This is a genomic window from Limosilactobacillus panis DSM 6035 (assembly GCF_001435935.1).
GTDB classification, from domain to species: domain Bacteria; phylum Bacillota; class Bacilli; order Lactobacillales; family Lactobacillaceae; genus Limosilactobacillus; species Limosilactobacillus panis.
This window is the reverse complement of record NZ_AZGM01000128.1, coordinates 1-21579: the sequence shown is the minus strand read 5'-3', so window position 1 is coordinate 21579 and position 21579 is coordinate 1. Positions and strand designations below refer to the sequence as shown.

Here is a 21579-nt window from a genome sequence, read left to right as displayed (position 1 = left end):
TGATGAACCAGCAAGCAGTTGAATATAAGCACCAACTATATAAAGAACTATCAAGAGTCGGGAAAGGATTAAGTAGTGATAAACGGTTGGAAATCCTAGATTTACTATCCCAGTCTCCCAAGGTAGTTGACCGAATTGCCCAAGAAACCGGGATGAGTGTGGCTAACACTTCACGGCACCTTCAAGTACTGAAGGATAGTCGCCTGGTAAGAACCGTTAAAGATGGTAACCATGTTATCTACCAGCTCAGCTCACCGCAAATTAACGAGCTTGTTGCCTTGTTAGTCTCGGTTGGGGAAAATGAATTATCAGAGGTGAAGATGCTTCATGCTAGAGCTAACCGTCAAGAAGGGGTCAGAACCATCACGCTCGGTGAAGCAATTGATGAAGCAAAGCAAGACCTTATCCTGGACGTGCGACCGACTGAAGAGTATCAGGCTGGCCACATTGATGCGGCAATCAATATCCCGCTAGATAGTTTATCGACGAGCTTGTCACGGTTACCAAAGGAAAAAACAATTATTGTATACTGTCGCGGGCGGTTGTGTCCTTATGCCAATTTAGCGACCCAGTTATTAAACCAGCACGGCTTTACGGCCCGGAGTCTAAATTATAGCTGTTACGACTGGAAGAAAACAACTGAACATAAATAAAGCGGTTGAGAGATTTGCTTTTCCCAGCCACTTTTTTATTTGACTATGATTATTACCTTGGCTTATAAAAAAGTAAGTGTTAATATTTAACTATTCAATCAATTTATTGAATAGTTTTTTGGAAAGTAGGTGATTAATCGATGAACGTTAATCATTTAGATACTGACGCACCGGGGATAACCCTGTTAGCCTTTGAAAATGACTGGTGCGCGCAATGTTATACCGAACGACCGGTTATTCAAAAGATTGAAGACGAGTATCGCGGACAGTTGACAGTTCAGTCGGTTAATGTCGCCACAGACGCAACGTTAGCTGACAAGTACCGGGTGCAGACCGCGCCTAGTATGGTCTTGATAAAGGATGGTGAAGTGGTGGAAAGGATTCCCCACTTTATCGACCATGACCAGCTAGAAAGCTTTATTCGTTATTACCTATAGAAATAAATATTTTCGTTGGGGGAATAAGTAATGGAAATTAAATATTGGTCAGATATTGCATGCCCGTTTTGCTACATTGGCTCTAACCGGATGAAGCGGGCAATGAAGGAAGTGGGAATTGCCGATGATACTAAATTGGAATTTAAGGCCTTCCAACTTGATCCAACAGCCCCACAGGAAACGACGGATAGTTACATTAACCACTTCACCCGGGGCAACGCTGCCCTTGAGCCCCAGGCCAAAAAGCAGATGGCACAAATTGAGGCAATGGCCCATGGGGATGGCCTGCCGATGCAGATTGAACAAGTCGTTCCCACTAACACACTTGATGCTCACCGGCTGATTAAGTTAGCTAATAGCAAGCACGATTCTGACCTGGCTGAACGGGTTATTAAGCGTTTCTACCAGGTGTACTTCAATGATGGGCAATCGATCGCCGACCACGATGTTCTAACCCGGGCGGCCGTAGCGGCTGGCTTGGATAAAGATGAGGTCGAACAGGTGTTATCATCGGATGATTATCGCCAAGACGTTATCAATGATGAGCAAGAAGCCCAACAGGCTGGGATTCATGCGGCCCCATTCTTTGTCATCAACAATAAGTATGGAATTAGTGGGGCCCAGCCCTATGCGGTTTTTGTAAAAGTCCTAAAACAGGTTCAAGCTGAGGAGGGATAAGCATTGGATAAGGATAAGAAAACAGCTTTTAAGACATTTGGTGACCAAGATACTATCGGCACTTGTGGGCCAGATGGTTGCAATATTGCTGGCCATAATAAACGAACTTTGCAAGATAAGAAAACGGAGGAAAAGAAAAATGGTTAAGAACTTAACTGATCAAAATTTTGAAAAAGAAACTGGTACTGGTGTAACGTTAACCGATTTTTGGGCAACCTGGTGCCCACCGTGCCGGATGCAGGGGCCGGTTGTCGAAGAAATTGCCAAGGAATATGATGGCCGGGTTAAGGTAAATAAAATGGATGTCGATGCTAACCAAGAAACACCGCTAAAGTTTGGTATCATGTCGATCCCGACTTTGATTGTTAAAAAGGACGGCCAAGTGGTTGAAAAGCTGGTTGGCCTTCACAGAAAAGACCAGTTAGAACAGGTCCTGAACCGGTATGCTAATTAAGGTGAGGTGGCAACAATGGAAAAAATTCCCGTAATGAGCAAGCAAGAATTAATGGATCACCTGGGCGATGGGCAGTACGTCCTTGAGTTCATGGCCGAATGGTGTCCTGATTGTAATTTTATAAAGCCTCATCTACCAGAGATTGAGGATGATTTTCCAGAATATAAGTTTCTCCAGGTAGACCGTGACCAAAATTTAGAGTTGTTCAAGGAACTTAATGTTATGGGTATTCCGAGCTTCATTTTTTTTAAGGACGACCAAGAGGCTGGTCGACTGGTGAACAAGGCACGGAAAACCAAGGAAGAAGTAGAGGAGTTCCTTCGTAAGCTCGATTAGTAATTAAAAAAGGGAGGGAAAGTGATGGGACAATTTGTTGGGATTGTAACTTTGGTAACCTTATTGTTTGCGTTGGTTGCTGATGCTCCTAAATAGGGTAATCATATAAATAAAGTGGGAGAGACAAGACTGGCTTGCTAAATCGCATTTTGATGTGCAACTAGCCTTTCGGAATCCCCGGTAAAGTGAAGTAAGTCTTTAAAAGTGTTTCTTACTGCTCATAAAGATTGATACTAGGCTACCTGACTCAGTAAGCGTAAGAAGGCAAACTAGTTACGTATAGTAGCGGGGAAACAGCATTTTAAACTGTAAAATCCTCGACCAATTTGGCCGGGGATTTTTTATTTTGGCTTCGCTTAAAGAGTTTAGCAACTTGGTAAGCCTTCGCCCCTTGTGGCGTCTCTTTTTATACCCCCAAAGCAGGTTAATACCTACAAATCGGTGTCAAGACACTTTTCTTTTAATATCGGTGACAATTAATCCACTGGACGACTTCTGAGTAGATATCCCATTTTCGTTGGGGCTCGTCGAAAATATTGTGCATCAAAGAAGAGTAGACATGAAGCTCTTTATCATTGGAAGCAACCATGGCGTAAGCTTCTAATGAATCATGATAATCAATCAAACCGTCTTTTTGTCCCTGTAAAAATAATAGTGGATCCTTAAAGTCAGCTAGGTGTTCCCGGAGGAAGTAAGCTCCCTTAATTTCATTTTGCAAAATTCCGACAGTCAAGTGATGAAGATTAGCAGGATCATTTTGAATTCTATGAACTACTCGTGGGTCACTGTTAAGTCCTGTACTTAACACGTTAGGTAACTGCTTCTTGGGGTCGCCTGTTAAACCCTTACTCCACGTATTTGGTGCTTTAACAATAGAAACTGGATCAGCCACCACGAATCCATCAACCGTTTGCGGGTACTTTATACCGTATAAGAGGACTGTTTCGCCACCCATGCTATGACCAATGACAAATAAGGGGAGATTTGGATAAGCCGTTTGGGTTCTTTTAACCATTACATGTAAATTCTCATAAAGGTCAGCTAAAGAATCCATATATCCCCGTGGCCCTTCTGACTTTCCATGGCCAGGCTGATCATAGCGAAAAGCGTTGCAATCATGCTTAACAAGAAAACTAGCGAAGGGGTCATAACTTTTCGCATATGACGATAACCCATGAACGATAATTACATTTGCCTGTGGAGCTTCAGCTAGGTTAGTGATTGTGTGCAAATGAATACCCGAAGTTGCTGATTCAACCATCCTTTCAGTTTGGTTGCCATAAAAACTCATTGATATACACTTCCTCTTGCGTTAACGAACCGTTGCTCCAAGGACATTCTTGAAGTGTCCCATTGCCCACTTTGCCCCCAGAGTGGAGAAAGTAGCGACTGCCTTTTGGGGGATGACAATTTGATAATTACGGTTATATGCACTAATTGCCGTGTGCAATACACAGATATCGGTACATACTCCACAAATCCAGACTTCGTTAATCCGCCGTTCCCGTAAATAATTATCCAGATTAGTGTTTTGAAAAGCAGAATAGCGGTTTTTATTAAATTTATAGACATGGGAATCATTCTGATTTTGTTGGAACCATTGGCCAACTTTCCCATACAATTCTTGTCCCTTAGTTCCAATAATGTTGTGAGGTGGGTATAAGCGATGCTCTGGGTTAAAATGATCATCTTTCAAGTGACCATCAGTCGGCAGAATCACGTAATCCTTATTTTTAAGAAACTGGTTAGCTAAACTGATGATTGGTTGCTCTAACGCCTGAGCTGGTTTACCGACGGTTAAAGATCCATTGTCAGCAACAAAGTCATTTGTGTAGTCAATAATTAATAATGCTTTTGTCATTTTAATTCTCCTCAGCAAATTGGGCTTTGGTAATCAATTGTTCTTGGAGATCAGCTAGCTTAGTGGTTAAGTAAACAGGGTACCGGTCAGGGTTGACTAGCCGTTTACTTGCTTCTGGTAATTGAGCGCGCAATTGCCGAGAAGTCTGTTGAATCTTAAAGACATCCGTTTCCACCTTTGCCGGCTGGCCCGCGGTTAAGTAGGTTTTTAATAGTGGTTTGGCAGTAAAGTTGGTTAAGATTTGACTGGCATTAGTGGCAGTAGGATCGGAGTTAACAACCTTGAGCGGTGTCGTGATGGATTCATCAGCCAGGGCGATGACATCGGCAATCGCCTTATTTGGCTGATCATTACTATAAATACGGTAAACCTGCTTATTACCCGGAATCGTAACCTTTTCCCGGCTATCACTAACCTTAATCGTTGGGATCCATTTGCCATTGACGCTTTCTTCCGCTAATTTGTAGACGCCGCTTAAGACCGGACTAGAAGAACTGGTAATCAAGCGTTCACCAATCCCAAAGTTATCAATTGGTGCTCCATCGTCCAACAGTGATTTTACAACGTGGGCGTCAAGAGCATTGGAAGCAGTGATTTTAGCCTGTGGGAAGCCCGCTTCATCGAGCATCTGCCGCGCTTTGATGGCAAGCTGGGAAATATCCCCGGAATCGATCCGAATGCCAACTGGTTCATGGCCATTGGCGCGGGCTTGCTTGAAGACGCGAATAGCGTTTGGAACCCCTGACTTAAGGACATCATATGTATCAACCAGTAGGGAAATCTTATTCGGGTAAACTTTTGCCCATGCTTGAAAGGCGCTTAGTTCGTCAGGAAAGCTTTCCACCCAGGCGTGCGCCATTGTTCCCGCTGCTGGAATGTGGAATTGACTAGCTGCTTGCAAGTTTGAAGTACTGGTGCAACCGCCAATCACGGCTGCCCGTGCACCATAAGTGGCCGCGTCTGGTCCTTGCGCACGACGGGCACCAAATTCCATAATTGGCCGTCCTTGAGCAGCATGGTTAATCTGCCATGACTTAGTGGCAATTAGTGATTGGTGGTTAATAATGTTGAGGACGAAAGTTTCTAAGAGTTGTGCCTCAATTAAGGGACCACTGATGGAGATAATTGGTTCTCGTGGAAACACTGGGGTGCCTTCGGGAAGAGCTTGGATAGTACAGCTGTTTTTAATTTTGCTAAGGTAGTCAAGAAAATCAGGGCTAAACTCTTTTAGTGATTTTAAGTATTCAATGTTTTCCTTAGAAAAATGCCAATTAGCAACTTGCTCAACTACTTGCTGGAGACCGGCCGCAATGACAAAGCTGCCATTATCAGGAACCCGCCGGTAGAAAACGTCGAACCGGGCCTGGCGGTCATGGGGCAGGGTGGCGTAATAGCCGTTTGCCATTGAGAATTCATAAAGGTCGGTTAACATTTGTAAATCCATATTATTCACACTTTCTTTTAAGTAAAAAGTACTTTAATTATCGTAAAAATAAAAGTATCTTTGACTTTTATTTACGTCTAGTATAGATACTCTTCTTGAAAATGCAAGTTTATAAAATTAACAATTTATCTTAAACAACTTTGGTGGCCGGCCTGAATGTTGTAATGAGGCGGTGCCGACTTCCTTAAACAGGTGATTATGGGTTTTCTTAAAATTGGAATTATCGATTTTATCGGGAGTGGTTCCTAAGAAGGCCGCAAAGACTTCCCGGGCCTGGCGCAGGGTGAAGAAATCACCGAGAATGTGGAGGATGCCCGGTTGGTAATCGAGCTTATTTTTAATCCGGTTGATTGCGGTGTTGATAATTTGAACATGGTCAAACGCAAGATCAGAAGGCGTTGTTAAGACGAATTGCTGCCGATCGTGACTGATCACATACTGGTGCTGATCAGCACTCAGGATAAACCATTGGGCGTCAGTTGCCCCGTAACCTGGATGCAGCTTGGGCGTCGAGGGCAGGTAAGTCATGTAGGCTAATGATAAGACCCGGTTACCAGCAACCCGGTTGGGATCAGTAAAAGTGGCCAATTGTTCAGTTGAACTTATCGGCACCTGGAGGCCGATTTTATCCTCAATCAAGCGAATGCACGCTGCATCAGCACTTTCATGACTACGTAACAAGGTTTCTGGCAAGGCCCACTTTCCCCTTAATGGTTCGTCGGCCCGTTTAATTAATAATAACTGTGGCCGGTGCAGTTCCGTATTAAAGCTCCAAATAACATTCGTGATGGTTACTAAGGGGCGGGCAACAATCTTATTATCCAATCTGGGCTCCTCCTTTCCAGATAATTAGCTACTTCTATTTTAGCATTTACCTTTTGTGCTGTAATGATGCGATACAGTAGAATTTATTAAAGAAGGTGATCTGATGGTTAATCAAGTTCTCAGTGCCCTTGACTAAGAAATTGATCATCCCCGGTGTATACAGCCGAGGAAGTGGACAAATATGTCCAGGGTTATGCCTTTGCTCGGGCCAAGGACCTCTTTCTTAAGAATAGCAATGGTTTTTATTTAGTCGTTATTGATAAAAATAAGCGCCTCGATATGAAGCAGTTACGGCAGATTGTCCATGGGAACCGGCTCAAGTTTGCTTCGGATGCTAATCTAACAAACTACCTGGGTATTTATTCTGGTGCCGTTTCACCAATGAACTTAATCAATAACCAGGATCGCCAAGTTACCGTGATTTTTGATCAAGACATTGTTGACCATCATGATCAGATTGGGTGTCACCCGAACACGAACCAATAAACAGTTATTTTACCTGTTTGGGGTTTATTGAAACTATTAAAGCAGTGGGGCAACCCGGTTGTTAAGGCTCAAGTGTAATGGAAGAGATAGTAGTGGCGGACGATTTCAAGGAAGAACAAAAAGCGTTTTATCGGCCGAGTAAGGACCAGCCCAAAGCGATGTTCCCCCAGTGACTTAATTAGCGGTTTGTGGTATTGGTAATCCAAATGCCGGGGATGGGATGATCCAGGTTACTAAAGTTGGTGATGAGACGTATATCGACCGGTTGATTGCTAAGGATAAACAAACTGACCGTAATGACTAGGGAAAAATCAACTAAAATTACTAGGTAAATGTTAACAAGTAGACTTACCTAGTTTCATCTTAAATGATGACTATAAAAACGAGCTTGCAGCTTTTCACCGCAGGCTCGTTTTCAAAATTTTCAATCATTTGCGTGCACGTCAAAGGCGCTGAGTAGGGCTTTTGCCACACCGGGGGCGTCCGGATCATGCATTCCCTTGCCCTTATCGAGGGCCCGGATGGCGTCCATCTCGTCGGAGGTCAGCTCAAAGTCGAAGATCTCCTGGTTTGACTTGATCCGGGCCTCATGAACGGACTTTGGAAAGACAATCACGCCTTCCTGGTGTTCGAAGCGGAGGATAACCTGACCGACGTCCTTACCGTACTTCTTGGCGAGATTATTCAACAGTGGTTCAGCAAACAGGTTCTGGTTACCTTCACCCAGTGGGGCCCAAGCTTCCAGTGTTGTGTGGGCTTGGGATAAGATTTGCCGCAGTTCCTTTTGCTGGAAGTAGGGGTTGAATTCGACCTGGTTGACGGCAGGGTTCACATTAAAGTTTGGTACCCACTTGTTCCAGAGCTTGGGGGTCATGTTAGAAACCCCAATGGAGCGAATCTTGCCTGTTTTCTGTGCTTCTTCCATTGCCCGCCAAGCCTCATCGACGGCGCCATATGGCTGGTGAAGAAGGTAGAGGTCAATGTAATCTAGACCAAGCTTTCGCAAGGAGGTATCGATGGCCTTTTTGGCATCTTCGTACTTGTAGTCCTGGAGCCACATTTTAGAGGTAACCCAGATTTGATCACGAGGAATGCCGCTGTCCTTGATGGCCTTGCCAACTTCCTGTTCATTAAAGTAGGCCACGGCAGTATCGATATGTCGGTAGCCGGCTGCTAAGGCCAGCTTAACGGCATTATAGGTTGAACCATTGGCCGGGATCTGGAACACCCCAAAGCCGAATGCTGGGATATCGTTGCCATCGTTTAACTTAAATGTTGGTATTGTCATGTTTAATTTACTCCTTTACTTTTCATCCTCTTGAACGGCCTTCAAACTAGAACCAAAGATCTGTTCAATTGTGACTGGGTCGCGGTGGTCAAAAAATTGACTTTCACCCTTGCCTAGGGCCGCCATTGCCTTCATCTCATCATCAGAAAGTTCAAAGTCAAAGACAGCGATGTTTTCGGCCATCCGATTCTGGTGGACGGACTTTGGAATAACGGTGATTCCCCGTTGGAGGAGCCAGCGTAGAATAACTTGACCATTGCTCTTACCATGTTTTTCCGCAATGGCGGCAATCGTTTCATTATTAAAGATATTGTGCTTGCCCTCGGCGAATGGGGCCCAGGCTTCGACCTGAATGTCTTCACCCTGGGCAAACTTAACTTCGCGGGTCTGTTGGTACCAGGGATTGACCTCAATTTGGTTAACGGCCGGTTTAACGGGCATTGTCAGCTCCAGGTTCTTTAGTTGGTCAGCGTAAAAGTTAGAAACCCCGATAGCGCGGATTTTACCTTCCTGTTGGGCCTCTTCAAGTGCCCGCCAAGCGCCCATAGTATCACCGTAGGGTTGGTGAAGGAGGTAGAGGTCTATGTAGTTAAGCCCCAACTTTTGCAAGGAAGCGTCGATCCCCGCCTTAGCCCGTTTGTAATTGAAGTCGGCAACCCACAGTTTCGAGGTGACGAAGATGTCTTCTCGTTTAACATTACTGTTCTTGATAGCCTTGCCGACCGCTTCTTCGTTTTGGTAGGCTGCGGCAGTGTCAATTAGCCGGTAGCCAGTGTTGAGGGCATCGGTAACGGCTTGTTCCGCCTCATCCAGGTCCGGAACCTGGAAGACCCCAAAGCCGAGCGTAGGCATCTTAACCCCGTTGTTTAGTTTAACCGTTGGTACGTTAATATCCGCCATGTTATCTCCTCCTGAATTAATTGTTGACCATATCTTAGCTGCATTTTTCCGGAAAGAAAATTACTAAATTTCGATGGTAGCATACGTTTAATGTATACTAAAGGCGGAGGTGGTGACATGATTGAAAATTACTTATTAGCTGAATTAGTTGCCTTTAGTGAGAATAAGACGCTTGCCAAGACAGCAGCCCAACTAAGAGTGACGCAGCCGACTGTAACTCGGGGGATGCAAAAATTGGAAAGTGAGCTCAATGTCAAGCTCTTTGACCGCCAGCCCAACAAAATTACCTTGACCAAGACTGGCAAACTAGCGGCGCGCAAGGCAAAGGAGCTCTTGACTGCTAACCGGGAGTTCGTTACCCAGATACAGAACTTTGCGCTAACCCAACGGACAATCATGGTGAGATCCACCGCTCTGGGCCCGTTGGTGGTTACTAATCAACTGACCAAGTATTTTGACCTAAAGATTGACCATAACTTTGTCCAGCCCCAAGACGTTTTAAAAGGCTTGGAAAGCAACCAGTACACCTTTTGCTTCACAAGCCACGAAATTCAGACTGATCAGGTCGAGTCCCTCTACGTCGGGACGGAACATCTCTATGTTAACCTAGACCGGTTCATGTTTCTCGCCAGTAAGCAGGCGGTCTCGTTTAAAGAACTTCAGGGGTTGAGCTTTATCGTCCTGAATGATATCGGCCCTTGGAAGCAAATCATCCAGAACCATATTCCCAACGCTAAGTTCCTTTATCAAGCTGAGCAGGACGCCCTTACTGAGATTACTCGCTACTCTAATTTCCCGTATTTTAGTACCAACGTGACCGTACACGAACCACAGCATAAAAACGACCGGGTTCCCATCCCGATCACTGACGCGGCGGCGACGATGTCCTTCTACGTTTCATAAAAAACACAGCGAAAACGTCTGCAGCCGGTTTTTAAGCAGCTAATTGCGCTGTGGCCCGCCGAAAAGAAATGTTCGTAAAGCAATAATTTACTAACAAGTGCTAAAATAAAAGTAAAGATTAAGAACGGAAAAGAGATGCACAATGGCGACGATAAAAGAAATTGCGGAAAAGTCTGGTTTTTCTCCAGCAACGGTCTCGCGCTTACTGAATAATGACCCCAACCTATCAATCACCGCTAGCACACGGAGTAAAATCTTAAAAGTGGCTAACGACCTTGGCTACTGGGCAGACCACCAAAAGCAGGATTCGATTCGACCGGTAATTGCCCTCCTTTACCGGGTCAGCGGTAAAGAGCAGCTTCAGGATGAATACTTTGCTTCCTTAAAGGATGCCATCCTGAAGCTGATCAAACAAAATGGTTTCCAAGTGCAAGTATTTGAAAGGATTGAGGACCTGGTAGCAAAAGCTGCTTCATTTCAAGGCTTTATCGGGGTTGGGTCCAACCGTCTGACTAAGGAAAAGCTGGTGTTACTTCACAATGCGTTATCAAACGGGGTATTTGTTGATATCAACCCCGCTCCCGACATGTTTGATTCCGTGCGCCCCAATCTCTCATTAACGATTCGGGATGCCCTTTGCCGCTTGACCGCTGCTGGTTACCAGCGAATTGGCTTCATCGGGGGAACGGGCCTAAATATGGACCATGTTCAGCAACCAGATATTCGTGAAATGGCCTTTCGCGAGTTTACGTCAATTGATAATAATATCAAGGAGGCCCCGATGTTTGTCGATGGGCCCTTCAACATTGAAAATGGCTATGCACTGGGGAAAAGGGTACTGGACGAATGTGGGGACCGCTTGCCGGCGGCGTTTATTGTGGCCTCAGATACCCTGAGTGTTGGCGTCCTGCAGGCATTTAATGAAAATGGTGTTATCGTTCCCCGTGATACGGCCGTGATCAGCATTAACAATAGCGAGGTGGCCCGCTATGTTTCTCCGCCGTTGACTTCATACAACATCAACCAGGAGACCCTGAGTCGGATGGCAATTAAGTTGCTCCAGGACCTGATTATCCACCCGGACCGGCCCCATATTCATTTAACGGTAAACACTAGCCTGGTGGAGCGGAAAAGTTTCACAACGAAAAAATGACGGCTTATTCTTAGCCGTTTTTTTATGCCCCTTTGGTAATAATTTTATAATATTAATAAATCCTTTACTAAATTTAAGCAAAGGATTATACTATGCCTTGTAAACGGTTACAGAATTTTTGATTTAATTACAGGGGGTCTGTTTATTATGGCACAGGGTCATAAGATAACGGCCAAGCAGTGGATCTCACGCGCATCTTTCTGCTTTGGTAACGTTGGTCACTCGGCTTTTTACGGGGTAATGAGTACCTACTTCATTATCTTCGTTACCGGTGGCATGTTTAACGGCTTGGAGAAGTCGGTGGCAAATAAGTTAATTGGTTTGATCACCGGGTTAATTGTTGCAGTGCGGATCATTGAATTAGTAGTTGACCCACTTTTGGGTAACATCGTTGACAATACCAAGACGAGGTGGGGAAAATTTAAACCCTGGATTCTAGCGGGTAACATTATCAGTGTCATCCTGTTGCTGATCCTCTTTACCGGGATTTTTGGCCTGGCAAAGTTTAACTGGGTTCTCTTTGCAATTCTTTTTGTTATTATCTTTATTTCCTTTGATATCTTCTATTCTTTCTCTGACGTTTCCTACTGGGGCATGGTTCCAGCATTGAGTGAAGACTCCGCAGAGCGGGGAATTTACACTTCGCTGGGTGCCTTTGCCGGAACGATTGGTTGGAATGGGCTAACCATCATCGTTGTGCCAGTTGTTACCTACTTTACCTACTTGGCAACGGGGCAGCATAAGGAAGGACCCATCGGTTGGTTTGCCTTTGCTGCCATCGTATCATTAGTTGCCCTGCTCAGTGCCCTGGCAGTCTGCTTCGGGACTAAGGAAAAGCACAACATCATTCGGAACTCTGCTCAAGACAAGACGACCATTCGGGAGGTCTTCTCCGCCATTTTCCACAACGACCAAATCTTGTGGCCAGGTTTGGCATACCTGCTCTACTCATGTGCATACGTTATTACTAACGGGGTTCTTTTCTACCTCTACAAGTTCGTCATTGGCAAGCCAGGCGAATTCTGGATCGTTGGTGTTATTGCTACCATCATTGGTTTCTGCACCAGTCCACTGTTCCCAATTTTGAACAAGTTCATCCCGCGGAAGTGGTTGTTCACGGCCGGTCAAGTTTCAATGATCCTGGCTTATGTCATCTTCATCTTCTTCCGTTCGAACGTCTTCATGATGGACCTTGGACTAGTCTTCTTTAATATTAACTTTGCCCAACTGGTAACTGTTCTGACCTTGACTGATGCTATCGAGTACGGTCAATTAAAGAACGGCCAGCGGAACGAAGCCGTTGTGCTTGCCGTGCGGCCAATGATTGATAAGTTGACCGGTGCTATTTCCAACGGGCTGGTTGGTTACATTGCCATCGCCGCCGGGATGACCGGAACGGCCACGGCTGCCGATATGACTGCCCACGATATTCACACCTTCGATAGTTTCGCCTTCTATATTCCGCTGGCATTCGCCATCCTCGCTATCCTGGTCTTCTTGACCAAGGTTACCCTGAGTGAGAAGAAACACGCGTTAGTCGTTGAAGAATTAAAGGACAAGCTCGCTGAAGGCAACGTTACTGGCCAAGCTCCACGTGAGGCTGCTGATGAAACCAAGGAAACCACGGTTTACGCCCCGGTTGATGGGCAACTTGTTCCAATGAAGGACGTCATCGACCAGGACGGTAAGGCATTCCCTGGCAAAGGATTTGCCATCAAGCCAAGCAGTAACCACGTCTATGCGCCATTTGATGGGAAAATTATCTTCACCTTTGGGACTAAGCACGCCTTTGGAATCGTATCTGACGATGGACTAGAATTACTTGTCCATATTGGTGTCGGGACCGTCAACATGCGTGGTGAAGGATTCGTTACCCACTATAATGATGGGCAAAGGGTCAAGAAGGGTGACTTGTTGTTCGACTTTGACCGGCAACTAATCACCGAGGCTGGTTACCAAGATACGGTAGTTAACTTCTTTACCCAGCCACAAAGGGTTATTGAATTCACGAAAATTGACTACGGCAATGACGTTAAGCATGGTGACCAAGTAGCCACGGTTAAGTTCAAGTAGAAAGGTACTTATTTATGAAGAAAAAAGAACTACCACGTTTCCTCTACGGTGGTGACTACAACCCAGAACAATGGCCAGCAGAAACCTGGTCAAAGGATATCCAGGTCTTTAAGCAGGCCGATATCAACTCAGCAACGGTTAACGTCTTTTCCTGGGCCCTCTTGGAACCTCAAGAAGGACAGTACGACTTTACAATGCTTGATAAGATTGTCGATAACTTATCCAGGGCCAACTTTAATATTGTAATGGCCACGTCGACGGCGGCCATGCCGGCATGGATGTTTAAGAAGTATCCAGAAGTCGCCCGGGTCGATTACCAAGGACGACGGCATGTCTTTGGGCAACGCCACAACTTCTGTCCAAGCAGCAAAGACTACCAGCGCCTCGCTAGCGACCTGGTTGCGCACCTAGCTGAACGTTACCATGACAACCCCCACATCGTTGCCTGGCACGTCAACAATGAGTATGGCGGTAATTGCTACTGTGACAACTGTGCAGCGGCCTTCCGTAAATGGCTAAAGGACCGCTACCAGACCCCTGATAAGCTCAACAAGGCCTGGAACATGAACGTGTGGAGCCACACCATCTATGACTGGGATGAAATTGTTGTCCCCAATGAACTTGGTGATGCCTGGGGCCCAGAAGGCATAGAGACAATTGTGGCTGGGCTTTCAATCGACTACCTTCGCTTCCAATCGGACGCCATGCTTAACCTGTTTAAGCTAGAAAAGCGGGTCATCGAGAAGTACTCACCAGATGCTCCAGTCACGACTAACTTCCATAGTCTGCCGAACAAGATGGTTGACTACCAGAAATGGGCAAAGGGCCAAGACATTATTTCCTACGACAGTTATCCCGCCTATGACATGCCAACTTACCACCCGGCATTTCTTTATGACCTGATGCGGACGCTAAAGCACCAGCCGTTTATGCTGATGGAATCAACGCCGGCCCAGGTTAACTGGCAACCATATAGTCCCTTAAAGCGGCCGGGCCAGGTCCGGGCAACGGAACTGCAGGCTGTGGCCCACGGTGCGGATACGGTCCAGTACTTCCAGTTGAAGCAGGCAATCGGCGGTTCGGAAAAGTTCCACAGTGCCGTGATTGCCCATTCCGGTCGAACTGACACCCGGGCATTTAAGGAAGTTGCCCGGCTGGGTCATGACCTGAATAAGGTGGGCCCAGTCATCAAGGGTGCTAAGACGACGGCCAAAGTCGGCATTGTCTTTGACTGGAGTAACTTCTGGGCGCTTGAATACGTCGACGGGATTACTCAGGACCTCCGTTATGTGCCAATTATCTTGGATTATTACCGGCAATTCTATGAGCAAAACATCCCGACGGACGTAATCAGTGTTGATGACGACTTCAGCCAATATGACCTGATTGTTGCCCCCGTTTTGTACATGGTCAAACCAGGACTAGGCGAAAAGATTGACCGTTACGTTAAGGCTGGTGGCAACTTCGTAACTAGCTTCATGTCAGGGATAGTTGGGCCCTCTGATAATGTATACACCGGTGGTTATCCTGGACCGCTGAAGGATGTTACCGGAATATGGGTTGAAGAAAGCGATGCCGTTGTTCCAGGGCACCGCACTAATATCAGTATTGGTGACCAAGAGTATGCTGCTCACCTAATGTGTGATTTGATTCACCTGGAGGGTGCCCAGGCAATTGCTACCTACGCCAACGAGTTTTATGCTGGAGTCCCTGCCGTTACAGAAAATAAGTATGGTAAGGGGAATGCCTGGTACGTTGGCAGCCGTCTGGAACACGACGGCCTTAAGAAGGTCATTGACCGGGTAATCAAGTTCAGTGGGGTTAAGCCATTGGTCGATCAGGCCACTCCACTGGAAGTCACAAAGCGGGTAACCACGGATGGTCAGGAGCTCTACTTTGTTTTGAACATGAGTAATGGCTCCCAGGAGTTACCGATGAAGTTCCGGGGCTACCATGACCTTTTGACTGGACGAGTCGCCCAACCAACCTTAAAGGGCTGGGATGTGGAAATCCTTCAGTCATAATCCCCTATAGAATTAAATAATAGCGAAGAGGCTGGGAGAAAACTTTGTTTTCTCGGCAGCCTCTTTTCTATCTCCGAATGTTACACAGTAATCGCGGAAAAACCAATAGGCTTGCTCCGCTTCGAAGCGCGCTCCTAGTACGGACAATCGCCGGCCCGTTCCGTGCCAACGATCGCCCTATACTAGCCATACGGAGCGCTCTGATGCTTTTTTCCCAGCTTCTTTTTCGCTATTCACTTTTATTAAAAATGCGGGGTAGCTTGCGCCTAATCAAGATGGCCGCGACAATTACCAGCAAAATTACGCAAACTAACCTGGTTATCCAGAGTGGCTGGCTAAGTCCCTGGTCGGGGACGTGGGCGTAGTAGGCATGGAGAATCTGCCGACCGTGAAGATTAAATAGGAAGTTGGTAATAATTAGGAGACTAATCAGGGTCACCTGGGAAGCAACCGTGCCTAAGATATTGAAGTTCTGCCGCACAAAGCGGGTATTAAGCGGTGGGATTGTAGCATCTTGCTTGTAAAAGGGCCAGATGAAGGCGTTGATTGTGCTGCAGAACAGACAAGCAATGAATAAACCGGCTAGGTAGTACCAGTCGGTAGGCAGCAGTGACAGGATCAGGCCCAGTGTGGCCCCTGGAAAGGCAAACCACCAGTAGGACGTCTTTTTTAACTGCGGACTCAAGAGAAGGCCACCGATTGTTGCCAGGATAAATAGTCCGTAGGCGGTAAACAGCAGGGGCATCTTATCTAGGGTATCAAAGTAAAACAAACTGTAGATTAACAGAAAGTTAGTCGTGGCGCCAGTCCAAAAGGTCCAGAGGCGAGATGACTTGACCAGGTGTTGGAGCCGGCTAAAGCCGACCAGCATTACTAGCCACATCCCCAGGGTAAGGAAAAGCAAAAGTGCACTCCCCGTTTGCTTTAAGCCGCGGGCGCCCAGTCCCATGCTAAATACCAGTAAGGTGGCGATTAACGGCCGCCAACTAAGGGGTCCGGTAAAGGTTGGGGTACTTGGCCAGGGGTTCGGCAGTTTGCTAGTGAGGGCCCCACCAAGCAGGACCATCAGGATTATTTCACCCAGGAAGGCCAGCAGGGAGATTTTCGTGAGGGCCACCCCTAGGACGAGAGCAAACAACAGGTAGAGGATGCCGTAAAGGGCGGCTTTGGGGTAATGCCACTCTCCCTGGGCACGGTACTCATCCTTTAGCTGTTGGTAAGCAGGTTTGAGGCAGCCAATTCCAATCCCAATGAGGGTAGCGGCTTCAGAAATTATTGGTTGGTAGAGGGCCAGACCGGTGCCGAGGAGGGTTAAACCGATACTGGCGGCCAAAATCTTATACGGGTTCTGGACCTTACCAAACGAACGAATTGCAAAGGGGACGGTTTTGGCCATGACATAAAAGAAGATAACGGGCAGGGCCGCCGCGGTCGTTCGCCCACTTTGAATGAAGTAAAACATGAAGAAAATGTTAGGGAGGACGATACTGCCGAGGGTTAAGGCCTCCATATTGACGACGAGAAAGTTCAAGCTGATCCTCCTTTGGAATAGGATTAGGTACCAGGCTAATATACCATAGATTCAACCACCACGAGTGTTTTTATCAAGCAGGACTGGTATACTAGGGCTAATAATAAGTAAGGAGAGACCGCATATGAAAGCCCTTGTTGTTGCTAGTCAAAGTGATCAAACAATTAGTAGCTTACAAATTACCGATGTTGAAAAGCCAACCCCTGCGGCCAATGAAGTTCTGGTCAAGGTTCACGCGGTCGGGCTTAACCCGGTCGACTACAAGGTTGTTGAGGGTGGTGTACCCTCCTGGAGTTTTCCCCACACCCTTGGCTTAGACGTTGCCGGAGAAATCGTCGCGGTTGGGGCTGCCGTCACTAACTGGCAGGTTGGCGACCGGGTCTCTGGTCATGGTGACCTAACGAAGAACGGTTGCTTTGCCGAATTCGTTGCCGTACCGACCTACCAGCTGGCCCGGATTCCAGATAAGGTCGATTATGAAACGGCTGCTAGTCTCCTTTGTGGTGCTTTGACCGCGTATACGGCGGTAGAACGCAAGCCAAACCTGACAAATATACAGACAGTGCTGGTTCATGCTGGTGCTGGCGGTGTCGGCAGTATCGCCATTCAATTAGCCAAGTTGCACGGCTTCAGGGTCTTCACGACGGTTTCCACTGGAAAGATCAAGTATGTCCAGCAGCTCCACCCTGCTGCAATCATTGATTATCGCAAAGAAGATGTTGATGAGCGCCTTAACCAGCTGACCGCGGGCCGTGGGGTTGATCTAATCATCGATGCGGTGGGAAAGAGTGAGGCCGAAAAGGACCTCCGTCGCCTTGCCTACAATGGGACTCTCGTAACGATTGTGGACGTTCCAGATATTACTAGTGTCCCGCTGTTTGACCGGGGGTTAAGCGTAGACGTTGTTAACCTCGGTGGGGCCCACCTTAGCCACAACCCTAACCAACAGGCGGACCTAGGGAGGATGAATGCAGAAATGCTGAAACTAGTTGCTAGTGGGAAAGTTAAACCGCTAATTGAGAAGGTATTGCCGTTTAACCAAATTAAGGAAGGCCTGCAGATAATCAAGGACCACCGGGTGGTCGGCAAGATTGTGGTTAAAGTTAATTAACGCCTTGCTCTAGTTTTCCCATTCGTTAACCAGCATTACTATAAAGGACTGTTAATGGTGCGCAATTCCCAGCGTCGTTAACAGTCCTTTCTAATTTATTAACTTTTTAAGAAGAAACACTAAAAATACCAATAAGTCGATGTCATCGTTCTATTTTCCTGCAACTGGTCATGATAAAATGGTTGCACTAAAGACGCTACGTTAACCACTTAATCCCCTTTAAAGGAGGTTATTTATTATGGCACTGAGCACTTTTGGCGAGCAGGTTCTGGCAAAAAAGATGGAACATTTACTTTTTAACTTTCCGATTGGAATAGAGGTTGAACGCCAGCAAGTGAATGCGGATGGCGGCCTTAGCCAGTTCCCGTATCCGCATAATATTGGTGATCCCCGAACTAATAAATGGATCACCACAGACTTCATGGAAACGATGACGGAGATTGCGACGCCGGTAGCCCAATCACCGGAACAAGCCCTGCGTTTTCTTGAGCAGATCAGTAATATCTTACGCAAGGGACTCGCGGAAGGCGAATATTTATGGCCGTTGTCAATGCCGCCTAAACTACCGGTTGACCACAGTAATATTAATATTGCCCGGACAACGCTGGAGAAGAAAAAGTATTCTGATGAGTGGCTAAAGCGCCACCGCCTCCAGGAAGCAACGCCATGTGGAGTCCACGTTAACATTAGTATTAATCCTTTGCTTTTGAACAAATTGACGTCGGGTGTCGAAGAAAGAAACCAACTGTACATCAAAGTTGCCCAGGGTTTCTTGAAGTACCGGTTTTTATTAACGTATTTGTACGGTGCTAGTCCACTGGCCGAGGGCAACTACTTTTTGCCCAACCAAAAACCACATCACCTGGTGCGCAGTATTCGGCAGAGCAAGCATGGCTTTGGAACCAAATATGATGGTGACTTCACTGATACCGACCGTTACGCCCGGCGGATAAAACATGGTCTTACCACTGGGGAGTTACTGGCAGAACACGATTTTCATTCCCCGGTTCGTCTAAAAGGCCCAGCCAGTGTGGCCCAATTACCGACGGAAGGCACTCAGTATATCGAGTTGCGGATGCTAGATCTAAACCCGTGGTCCAGTACGGGAATTGATAATGATGCTGTTGACCTCCTTTACTTAATGATGGCTTATTTTCTGATGATGGAAGAAGGGGTGTTTTCGTTAGCAAAGAGCAATGATCGAAATGAACGGGTAGCGTTAGAGCAACCATTTGACCACTGCCAGTTTGAAGAAGAGATAAGTACATTCTTAAATCAATTGGGTGACTTTGCGATAGTAATCCAGACCGGGCAAGGGGCTCACGATTTATTGGACCGTCTAAGGACCATGGTTGACGATCCCCGACAGACCGTTGCGGGCCAGTTGGCTGCGCACGTAAATAATGATTCACTGTTAAAATTTGCCCTTCATCAGGCGATCAAGTTTCAGTCCCAGAGCCAAAAGGCAGTGAACGTCTGCCAGGAGTTTAAGGGCGGGAAAATGTTCTCGGCGCAAGCTCTGCGGGAAATACTGGGTACCTAAAACGCGTAGACAGGCTTATTTCCCCTAACATTTGAAAAAAGATAGCGAGGCTGGGAGCAAGTTTTTCAACCGCCTCTTTTAGTTCTCCGAATATTACAAGTAATCGTGGAAAAACCAAAGAGGCTAGCTCCGCGTCGAAGCATGTTCCTAGTGTCTAGCGCTGCGAAGCAAGTCCATTGATTATTCGTACCAACAATTGTCCTATACTAGCCAAAGGCGCACTCTAATGCTTCCCAGCTTCTTAATTCATCCTAGTCTGATTAATTACTTTTCCACCTCCTCTTGTGAACTATCATCGGTTTTATACTGGATGAAAAATTGACTAGCTAACCCGAATAGGAGACCAATGATGCCAAAACTAAGCCAGCCAAATCCGTCGTCAAAAAATGGGAAGTAGTGTTGGGCAAAGGCTAAAAGGCCTTGGGTGAGGGACCAGTTATGGATTGGTGCAGGAAAGGCGTTAAGCATATCAAAGAAGGCGGGGATTAGTGTAAAGCCAGTGGTGAACCGATAAACCAGTGGATCGTTATTAAAGAATGGTGATGTTATTCCCAGAATAATTAAGGTAATAGCTAGAGGATAGAGGAACATTAAAACGGGTGTTGACCAAGCGATAATTTGGTTAAGCCCCAAGTTGGCGATGGTGAAGGAAAGCAAACAGTTAAAACGGAGGAAGGACTTGTAAGAAATCCGCGGGAAGCGCCGATGGAAGTCCTGAGCAAAGGCAATTACTAACCCCATGGCGCTGGTCATACAGGTAATCGTTGCTAAAGTAGCAAGCAAGGCGTCCCCGCTAGCTCCTAGGTAATAGTGAGCAATCTGGGCTAAAGTGGTTCCCCGTTAGCGGCCATTGAGAAGTGGTGCAAGCTAGTAGCACCCAACCAGGTCAAGCTGAGGTAGATTAGGCCAATCCCTGCTAGGCCAAGCAGGCCACTCTTAGCAGTGGCAATTGAAATAGTACGCTGCTGTTTGATTCCAAAGGATTTTATCGCAGTAATAACGGTAATCCCGAAGGCCAATGAAGCGAGGCCATCCATGGTGTTATAGCCCTGCAAGAAGCCATTTGTAAAGGCGGCGTGCATGTAAGGTGTTGTAATGGCGGTGCCCGCCGTATTCCCCAGTGGCTTCAGAAAAGCAAGGAGAAAAATGGCAAACAATAGGAGAAGAAACAGGGGATTAAGCAACTTACCAATTAGTGTCGTGATTCGGCCCTGCCGGGTTGAGAAGTAGTAAGTCAGCCCAAAGAATGCGGCCGAATAAATTAGCAGCCCCACAGCATTACTACCTGCTGACAGGTGCGGGGCAATTCCAATAGTGTAAGGAACCGTTGCTGTTCGGGGAGTTGCAAATAGTGGCCCCAATGTTGCAAGGATAAGAATTAAGAAAATTAATGCATAGCGCCGACCAATTGGCTGTGCCAAGTCATAAATTCCGTTAGCGCGGGTGATGCTAATTGCTAGCAAGGCCATGAGTGGAATCAGGACTCCCGAAATCAGAAAGCCACTACTCGCACTTAACCAATGCGCTCCGGCTATTTGGCCTAGGTGAACTGGGAAAATTAGATTTCCGGCGCCAAAAAGCATTCCAAAAATTAGTGAAGCAGCAATAATGGTACGTTTAAAACTTAACTTACTATCATTCCTTTACGATAATTTAACCCAAAACCAGTAAAAAAAGAAGCTGGGAAAAAAGCATCAGAGCGCTCCGTATGGCTAGTATAGGGCGATTGTTGGCACGGAACGGGCCGGCGATTGTCCGTAACTAGACACTAGGAGCGCGCTTTTTTTCCGCGATTACTGTGTAACATTCGGAGATAGAAAAGAGGGCTGTGACATAAGTCCCAAATAATTAATGGAGTTAGATGAAATTTTCGGATTTC

Annotated in this window: 20 protein-coding genes and 1 pseudogene; 13 read left to right on the top strand and 8 right to left on the bottom strand. The window is 46.5% G+C overall.

The window, feature by feature from the left end; all coding sequences use genetic code 11:
• Positions 1 to 2 precede the first annotated feature (2 nt).
• The 6 genes from FD32_RS07545 (at position 3) to FD32_RS07525 (ending at position 2558) form a co-directional block, all read left to right on the top strand.
• Positions 3 to 653: an ArsR/SmtB family transcription factor gene (locus FD32_RS07545; RefSeq protein WP_047766962.1), complete on the top strand. Its 651-nt coding sequence runs from the start codon at positions 3 to 5 to the stop codon at positions 651 to 653.
• A gap of 140 nt (positions 654 to 793) precedes the next feature.
• Positions 794 to 1090 carry a thioredoxin family protein gene (locus FD32_RS07540; protein ID WP_047766964.1) on the top strand — a complete coding sequence of 99 codons (297 nt, stop codon included), beginning with the start codon at positions 794 to 796 and terminating at the stop codon, positions 1088 to 1090.
• A 30-nt stretch (positions 1091 to 1120) separates the two neighbouring features.
• Positions 1121 to 1768: a DsbA family oxidoreductase gene (locus tag FD32_RS07535; protein WP_047766966.1), complete on the top strand. Its 648-nt coding sequence runs from the start codon at positions 1121 to 1123 to the stop codon at positions 1766 to 1768.
• A 3-nt stretch (positions 1769 to 1771) separates the two neighbouring features.
• Positions 1772 to 1915, top strand: a complete 144-nt coding sequence (locus FD32_RS10095) for a hypothetical protein (RefSeq protein WP_169746073.1) — start codon at positions 1772 to 1774, stop codon at positions 1913 to 1915.
• Positions 1908 to 2222 carry a thioredoxin gene (gene trxA, locus FD32_RS07530; RefSeq protein WP_047766969.1) on the top strand — a complete coding sequence of 105 codons (315 nt, stop codon included), beginning with the start codon at positions 1908 to 1910 and terminating at the stop codon, positions 2220 to 2222. Before FD32_RS10095 ends, trxA begins: the two co-directional genes overlap by 8 nt.
• Positions 2223 to 2237: 15 nt before the next feature.
• The gene (locus tag FD32_RS07525) at positions 2238 to 2558 is read left to right on the top strand and encodes a thioredoxin family protein (RefSeq protein WP_047766970.1); all 321 of its coding nucleotides are present in this window, start codon (positions 2238 to 2240) and stop codon (positions 2556 to 2558) included.
• A gap of 460 nt (positions 2559 to 3018) precedes the next feature.
• Here the strand turns inward: FD32_RS07525 and FD32_RS07520 are convergent, their stop codons facing one another.
• From FD32_RS07520 to FD32_RS07505, 4 genes are all read right to left on the bottom strand, one after another.
• Entirely contained in the window at positions 3019 to 3849 is an 831-nt protein-coding gene (locus tag FD32_RS07520) for an alpha/beta fold hydrolase (RefSeq protein WP_082126011.1), read from the bottom strand.
• 21 nt (positions 3850 to 3870) lie between these two features.
• Positions 3871 to 4419, bottom strand: a complete 549-nt coding sequence (locus FD32_RS07515; protein ID WP_047766971.1) for a cysteine hydrolase family protein — start codon at positions 4417 to 4419, stop codon at positions 3871 to 3873.
• A 1-nt stretch (position 4420) separates the two neighbouring features.
• Positions 4421 to 5863, bottom strand: coding sequence for a nicotinate phosphoribosyltransferase (locus FD32_RS07510; protein ID WP_056962155.1), 1443 nt, complete (start codon positions 5861 to 5863; stop codon positions 4421 to 4423).
• A 117-nt stretch (positions 5864 to 5980) separates the two neighbouring features.
• Positions 5981 to 6688 (bottom strand): NUDIX hydrolase, encoded by a 708-nt coding sequence (locus FD32_RS07505; protein ID WP_047768361.1) that lies wholly within the window; start codon positions 6686 to 6688, stop codon positions 5981 to 5983.
• Between the two features lie 153 nt (positions 6689 to 6841).
• Between FD32_RS07505 and FD32_RS07500 the strand changes: the two genes are divergently transcribed.
• On the top strand, positions 6842 to 7174 hold the full coding sequence (locus tag FD32_RS07500; protein ID WP_053003027.1) for a YbaK/EbsC family protein: 333 nt from the start codon (positions 6842 to 6844) through the stop codon (positions 7172 to 7174).
• A 424-nt stretch (positions 7175 to 7598) separates the two neighbouring features.
• Here the strand turns inward: FD32_RS07500 and FD32_RS07495 are convergent, their stop codons facing one another.
• Positions 7599 to 8462 (bottom strand): aldo/keto reductase, encoded by an 864-nt coding sequence (locus tag FD32_RS07495; RefSeq protein WP_047768363.1) that lies wholly within the window; start codon positions 8460 to 8462, stop codon positions 7599 to 7601.
• Positions 8463 to 8477: 15 nt separating this feature from the next.
• Positions 8478 to 9362, bottom strand: coding sequence for an aldo/keto reductase (locus FD32_RS07490; protein WP_047768365.1), 885 nt, complete (start codon positions 9360 to 9362; stop codon positions 8478 to 8480).
• 117 nt (positions 9363 to 9479) lie between these two features.
• Here FD32_RS07490 and FD32_RS07485 point away from each other — a divergent pair, with 117 nt between their 5' ends.
• From FD32_RS07485 to FD32_RS07470, 4 genes are all read left to right on the top strand, one after another.
• Entirely contained in the window at positions 9480 to 10265 is a 786-nt protein-coding gene (locus FD32_RS07485; RefSeq protein ID WP_047768376.1) for a LysR family transcriptional regulator, read from the top strand.
• A gap of 142 nt (positions 10266 to 10407) precedes the next feature.
• Complete coding sequence (locus tag FD32_RS07480) at positions 10408 to 11418, top strand: LacI family DNA-binding transcriptional regulator (protein ID WP_047768367.1); 1011 nt, start codon at positions 10408 to 10410, stop codon at positions 11416 to 11418.
• 147 nt (positions 11419 to 11565) lie between these two features.
• Entirely contained in the window at positions 11566 to 13491 is a 1926-nt protein-coding gene (locus FD32_RS07475; protein WP_047768369.1) for a sugar MFS transporter, read from the top strand.
• A 14-nt stretch (positions 13492 to 13505) separates the two neighbouring features.
• Entirely contained in the window at positions 13506 to 15515 is a 2010-nt protein-coding gene (locus tag FD32_RS07470; protein ID WP_047768371.1) for a beta-galactosidase, read from the top strand.
• Between the two features lie 229 nt (positions 15516 to 15744).
• Here the strand turns inward: FD32_RS07470 and FD32_RS07465 are convergent, their stop codons facing one another.
• Positions 15745 to 17046, bottom strand: coding sequence for a hypothetical protein (locus tag FD32_RS07465; RefSeq protein WP_047768372.1), 1302 nt, complete (start codon positions 17044 to 17046; stop codon positions 15745 to 15747).
• 124 nt (positions 17047 to 17170) lie between these two features.
• On the opposite strand from FD32_RS07465, the gene FD32_RS07460 reads away from it, so the two are divergent.
• A complete protein-coding gene (locus FD32_RS07460) occupies positions 17171 to 18157 on the top strand; it encodes a zinc-binding dehydrogenase (RefSeq protein WP_047768374.1) in 987 nt (328 codons plus the stop codon).
• A gap of 238 nt (positions 18158 to 18395) precedes the next feature.
• The gene (locus FD32_RS07455; RefSeq protein ID WP_053003029.1) at positions 18396 to 19700 is read left to right on the top strand and encodes a hypothetical protein; all 1305 of its coding nucleotides are present in this window, start codon (positions 18396 to 18398) and stop codon (positions 19698 to 19700) included.
• Positions 19701 to 19964: 264 nt separating this feature from the next.
• On the opposite strand, the pseudogene brnQ reads toward FD32_RS07455, so the two are convergent.
• Positions 19965 to 21283 (bottom strand): annotated as a pseudogene (brnQ, locus tag FD32_RS07450) (branched-chain amino acid transport system II carrier protein).
• Positions 21284 to 21579: the final 296 nt, after the last annotated feature.

Excerpts from the sequence above, each read along its gene's own strand:
- FD32_RS07545 (WP_047766962.1), top strand. The coding sequence starts at position 3 with ATGAACCAGCAAGCAGTTGAATATAAGCACCAACTATATAAAGAACTA.
- FD32_RS07540 (WP_047766964.1), top strand. The coding sequence starts at position 794 with ATGAACGTTAATCATTTAGATACTGACGCACCGGGGATAACCCTGTTA.
- FD32_RS07535 (WP_047766966.1), top strand. The coding sequence starts at position 1,121 with ATGGAAATTAAATATTGGTCAGATATTGCATGCCCGTTTTGCTACATT.
- trxA (WP_047766969.1), top strand. The coding sequence starts at position 1,908 with ATGGTTAAGAACTTAACTGATCAAAATTTTGAAAAAGAAACTGGTACT.
- FD32_RS07525 (WP_047766970.1), top strand. The coding sequence starts at position 2,238 with ATGGAAAAAATTCCCGTAATGAGCAAGCAAGAATTAATGGATCACCTG.
- FD32_RS07520 (WP_082126011.1), bottom strand. The coding sequence starts at position 3,849 with ATGAGTTTTTATGGCAACCAAACTGAAAGGATGGTTGAATCAGCAACT.
- FD32_RS07515 (WP_047766971.1), bottom strand. The coding sequence starts at position 4,419 with ATGACAAAAGCATTATTAATTATTGACTACACAAATGACTTTGTTGCT.
- FD32_RS07510 (WP_056962155.1), bottom strand. The coding sequence starts at position 5,863 with ATGGATTTACAAATGTTAACCGACCTTTATGAATTCTCAATGGCAAAC.
- FD32_RS07495 (WP_047768363.1), bottom strand. The coding sequence starts at position 8,462 with ATGACAATACCAACATTTAAGTTAAACGATGGCAACGATATCCCAGCA.
- FD32_RS07490 (WP_047768365.1), bottom strand. The coding sequence starts at position 9,362 with ATGGCGGATATTAACGTACCAACGGTTAAACTAAACAACGGGGTTAAG.
- FD32_RS07485 (WP_047768376.1), top strand. The coding sequence starts at position 9,480 with ATGATTGAAAATTACTTATTAGCTGAATTAGTTGCCTTTAGTGAGAAT.
- FD32_RS07480 (WP_047768367.1), top strand. The coding sequence starts at position 10,408 with ATGGCGACGATAAAAGAAATTGCGGAAAAGTCTGGTTTTTCTCCAGCA.
- FD32_RS07475 (WP_047768369.1), top strand. The coding sequence starts at position 11,566 with ATGGCACAGGGTCATAAGATAACGGCCAAGCAGTGGATCTCACGCGCA.
- FD32_RS07470 (WP_047768371.1), top strand. The coding sequence starts at position 13,506 with ATGAAGAAAAAAGAACTACCACGTTTCCTCTACGGTGGTGACTACAAC.
- FD32_RS07460 (WP_047768374.1), top strand. The coding sequence starts at position 17,171 with ATGAAAGCCCTTGTTGTTGCTAGTCAAAGTGATCAAACAATTAGTAGC.
- FD32_RS07455 (WP_053003029.1), top strand. The coding sequence starts at position 18,396 with ATGGCACTGAGCACTTTTGGCGAGCAGGTTCTGGCAAAAAAGATGGAA.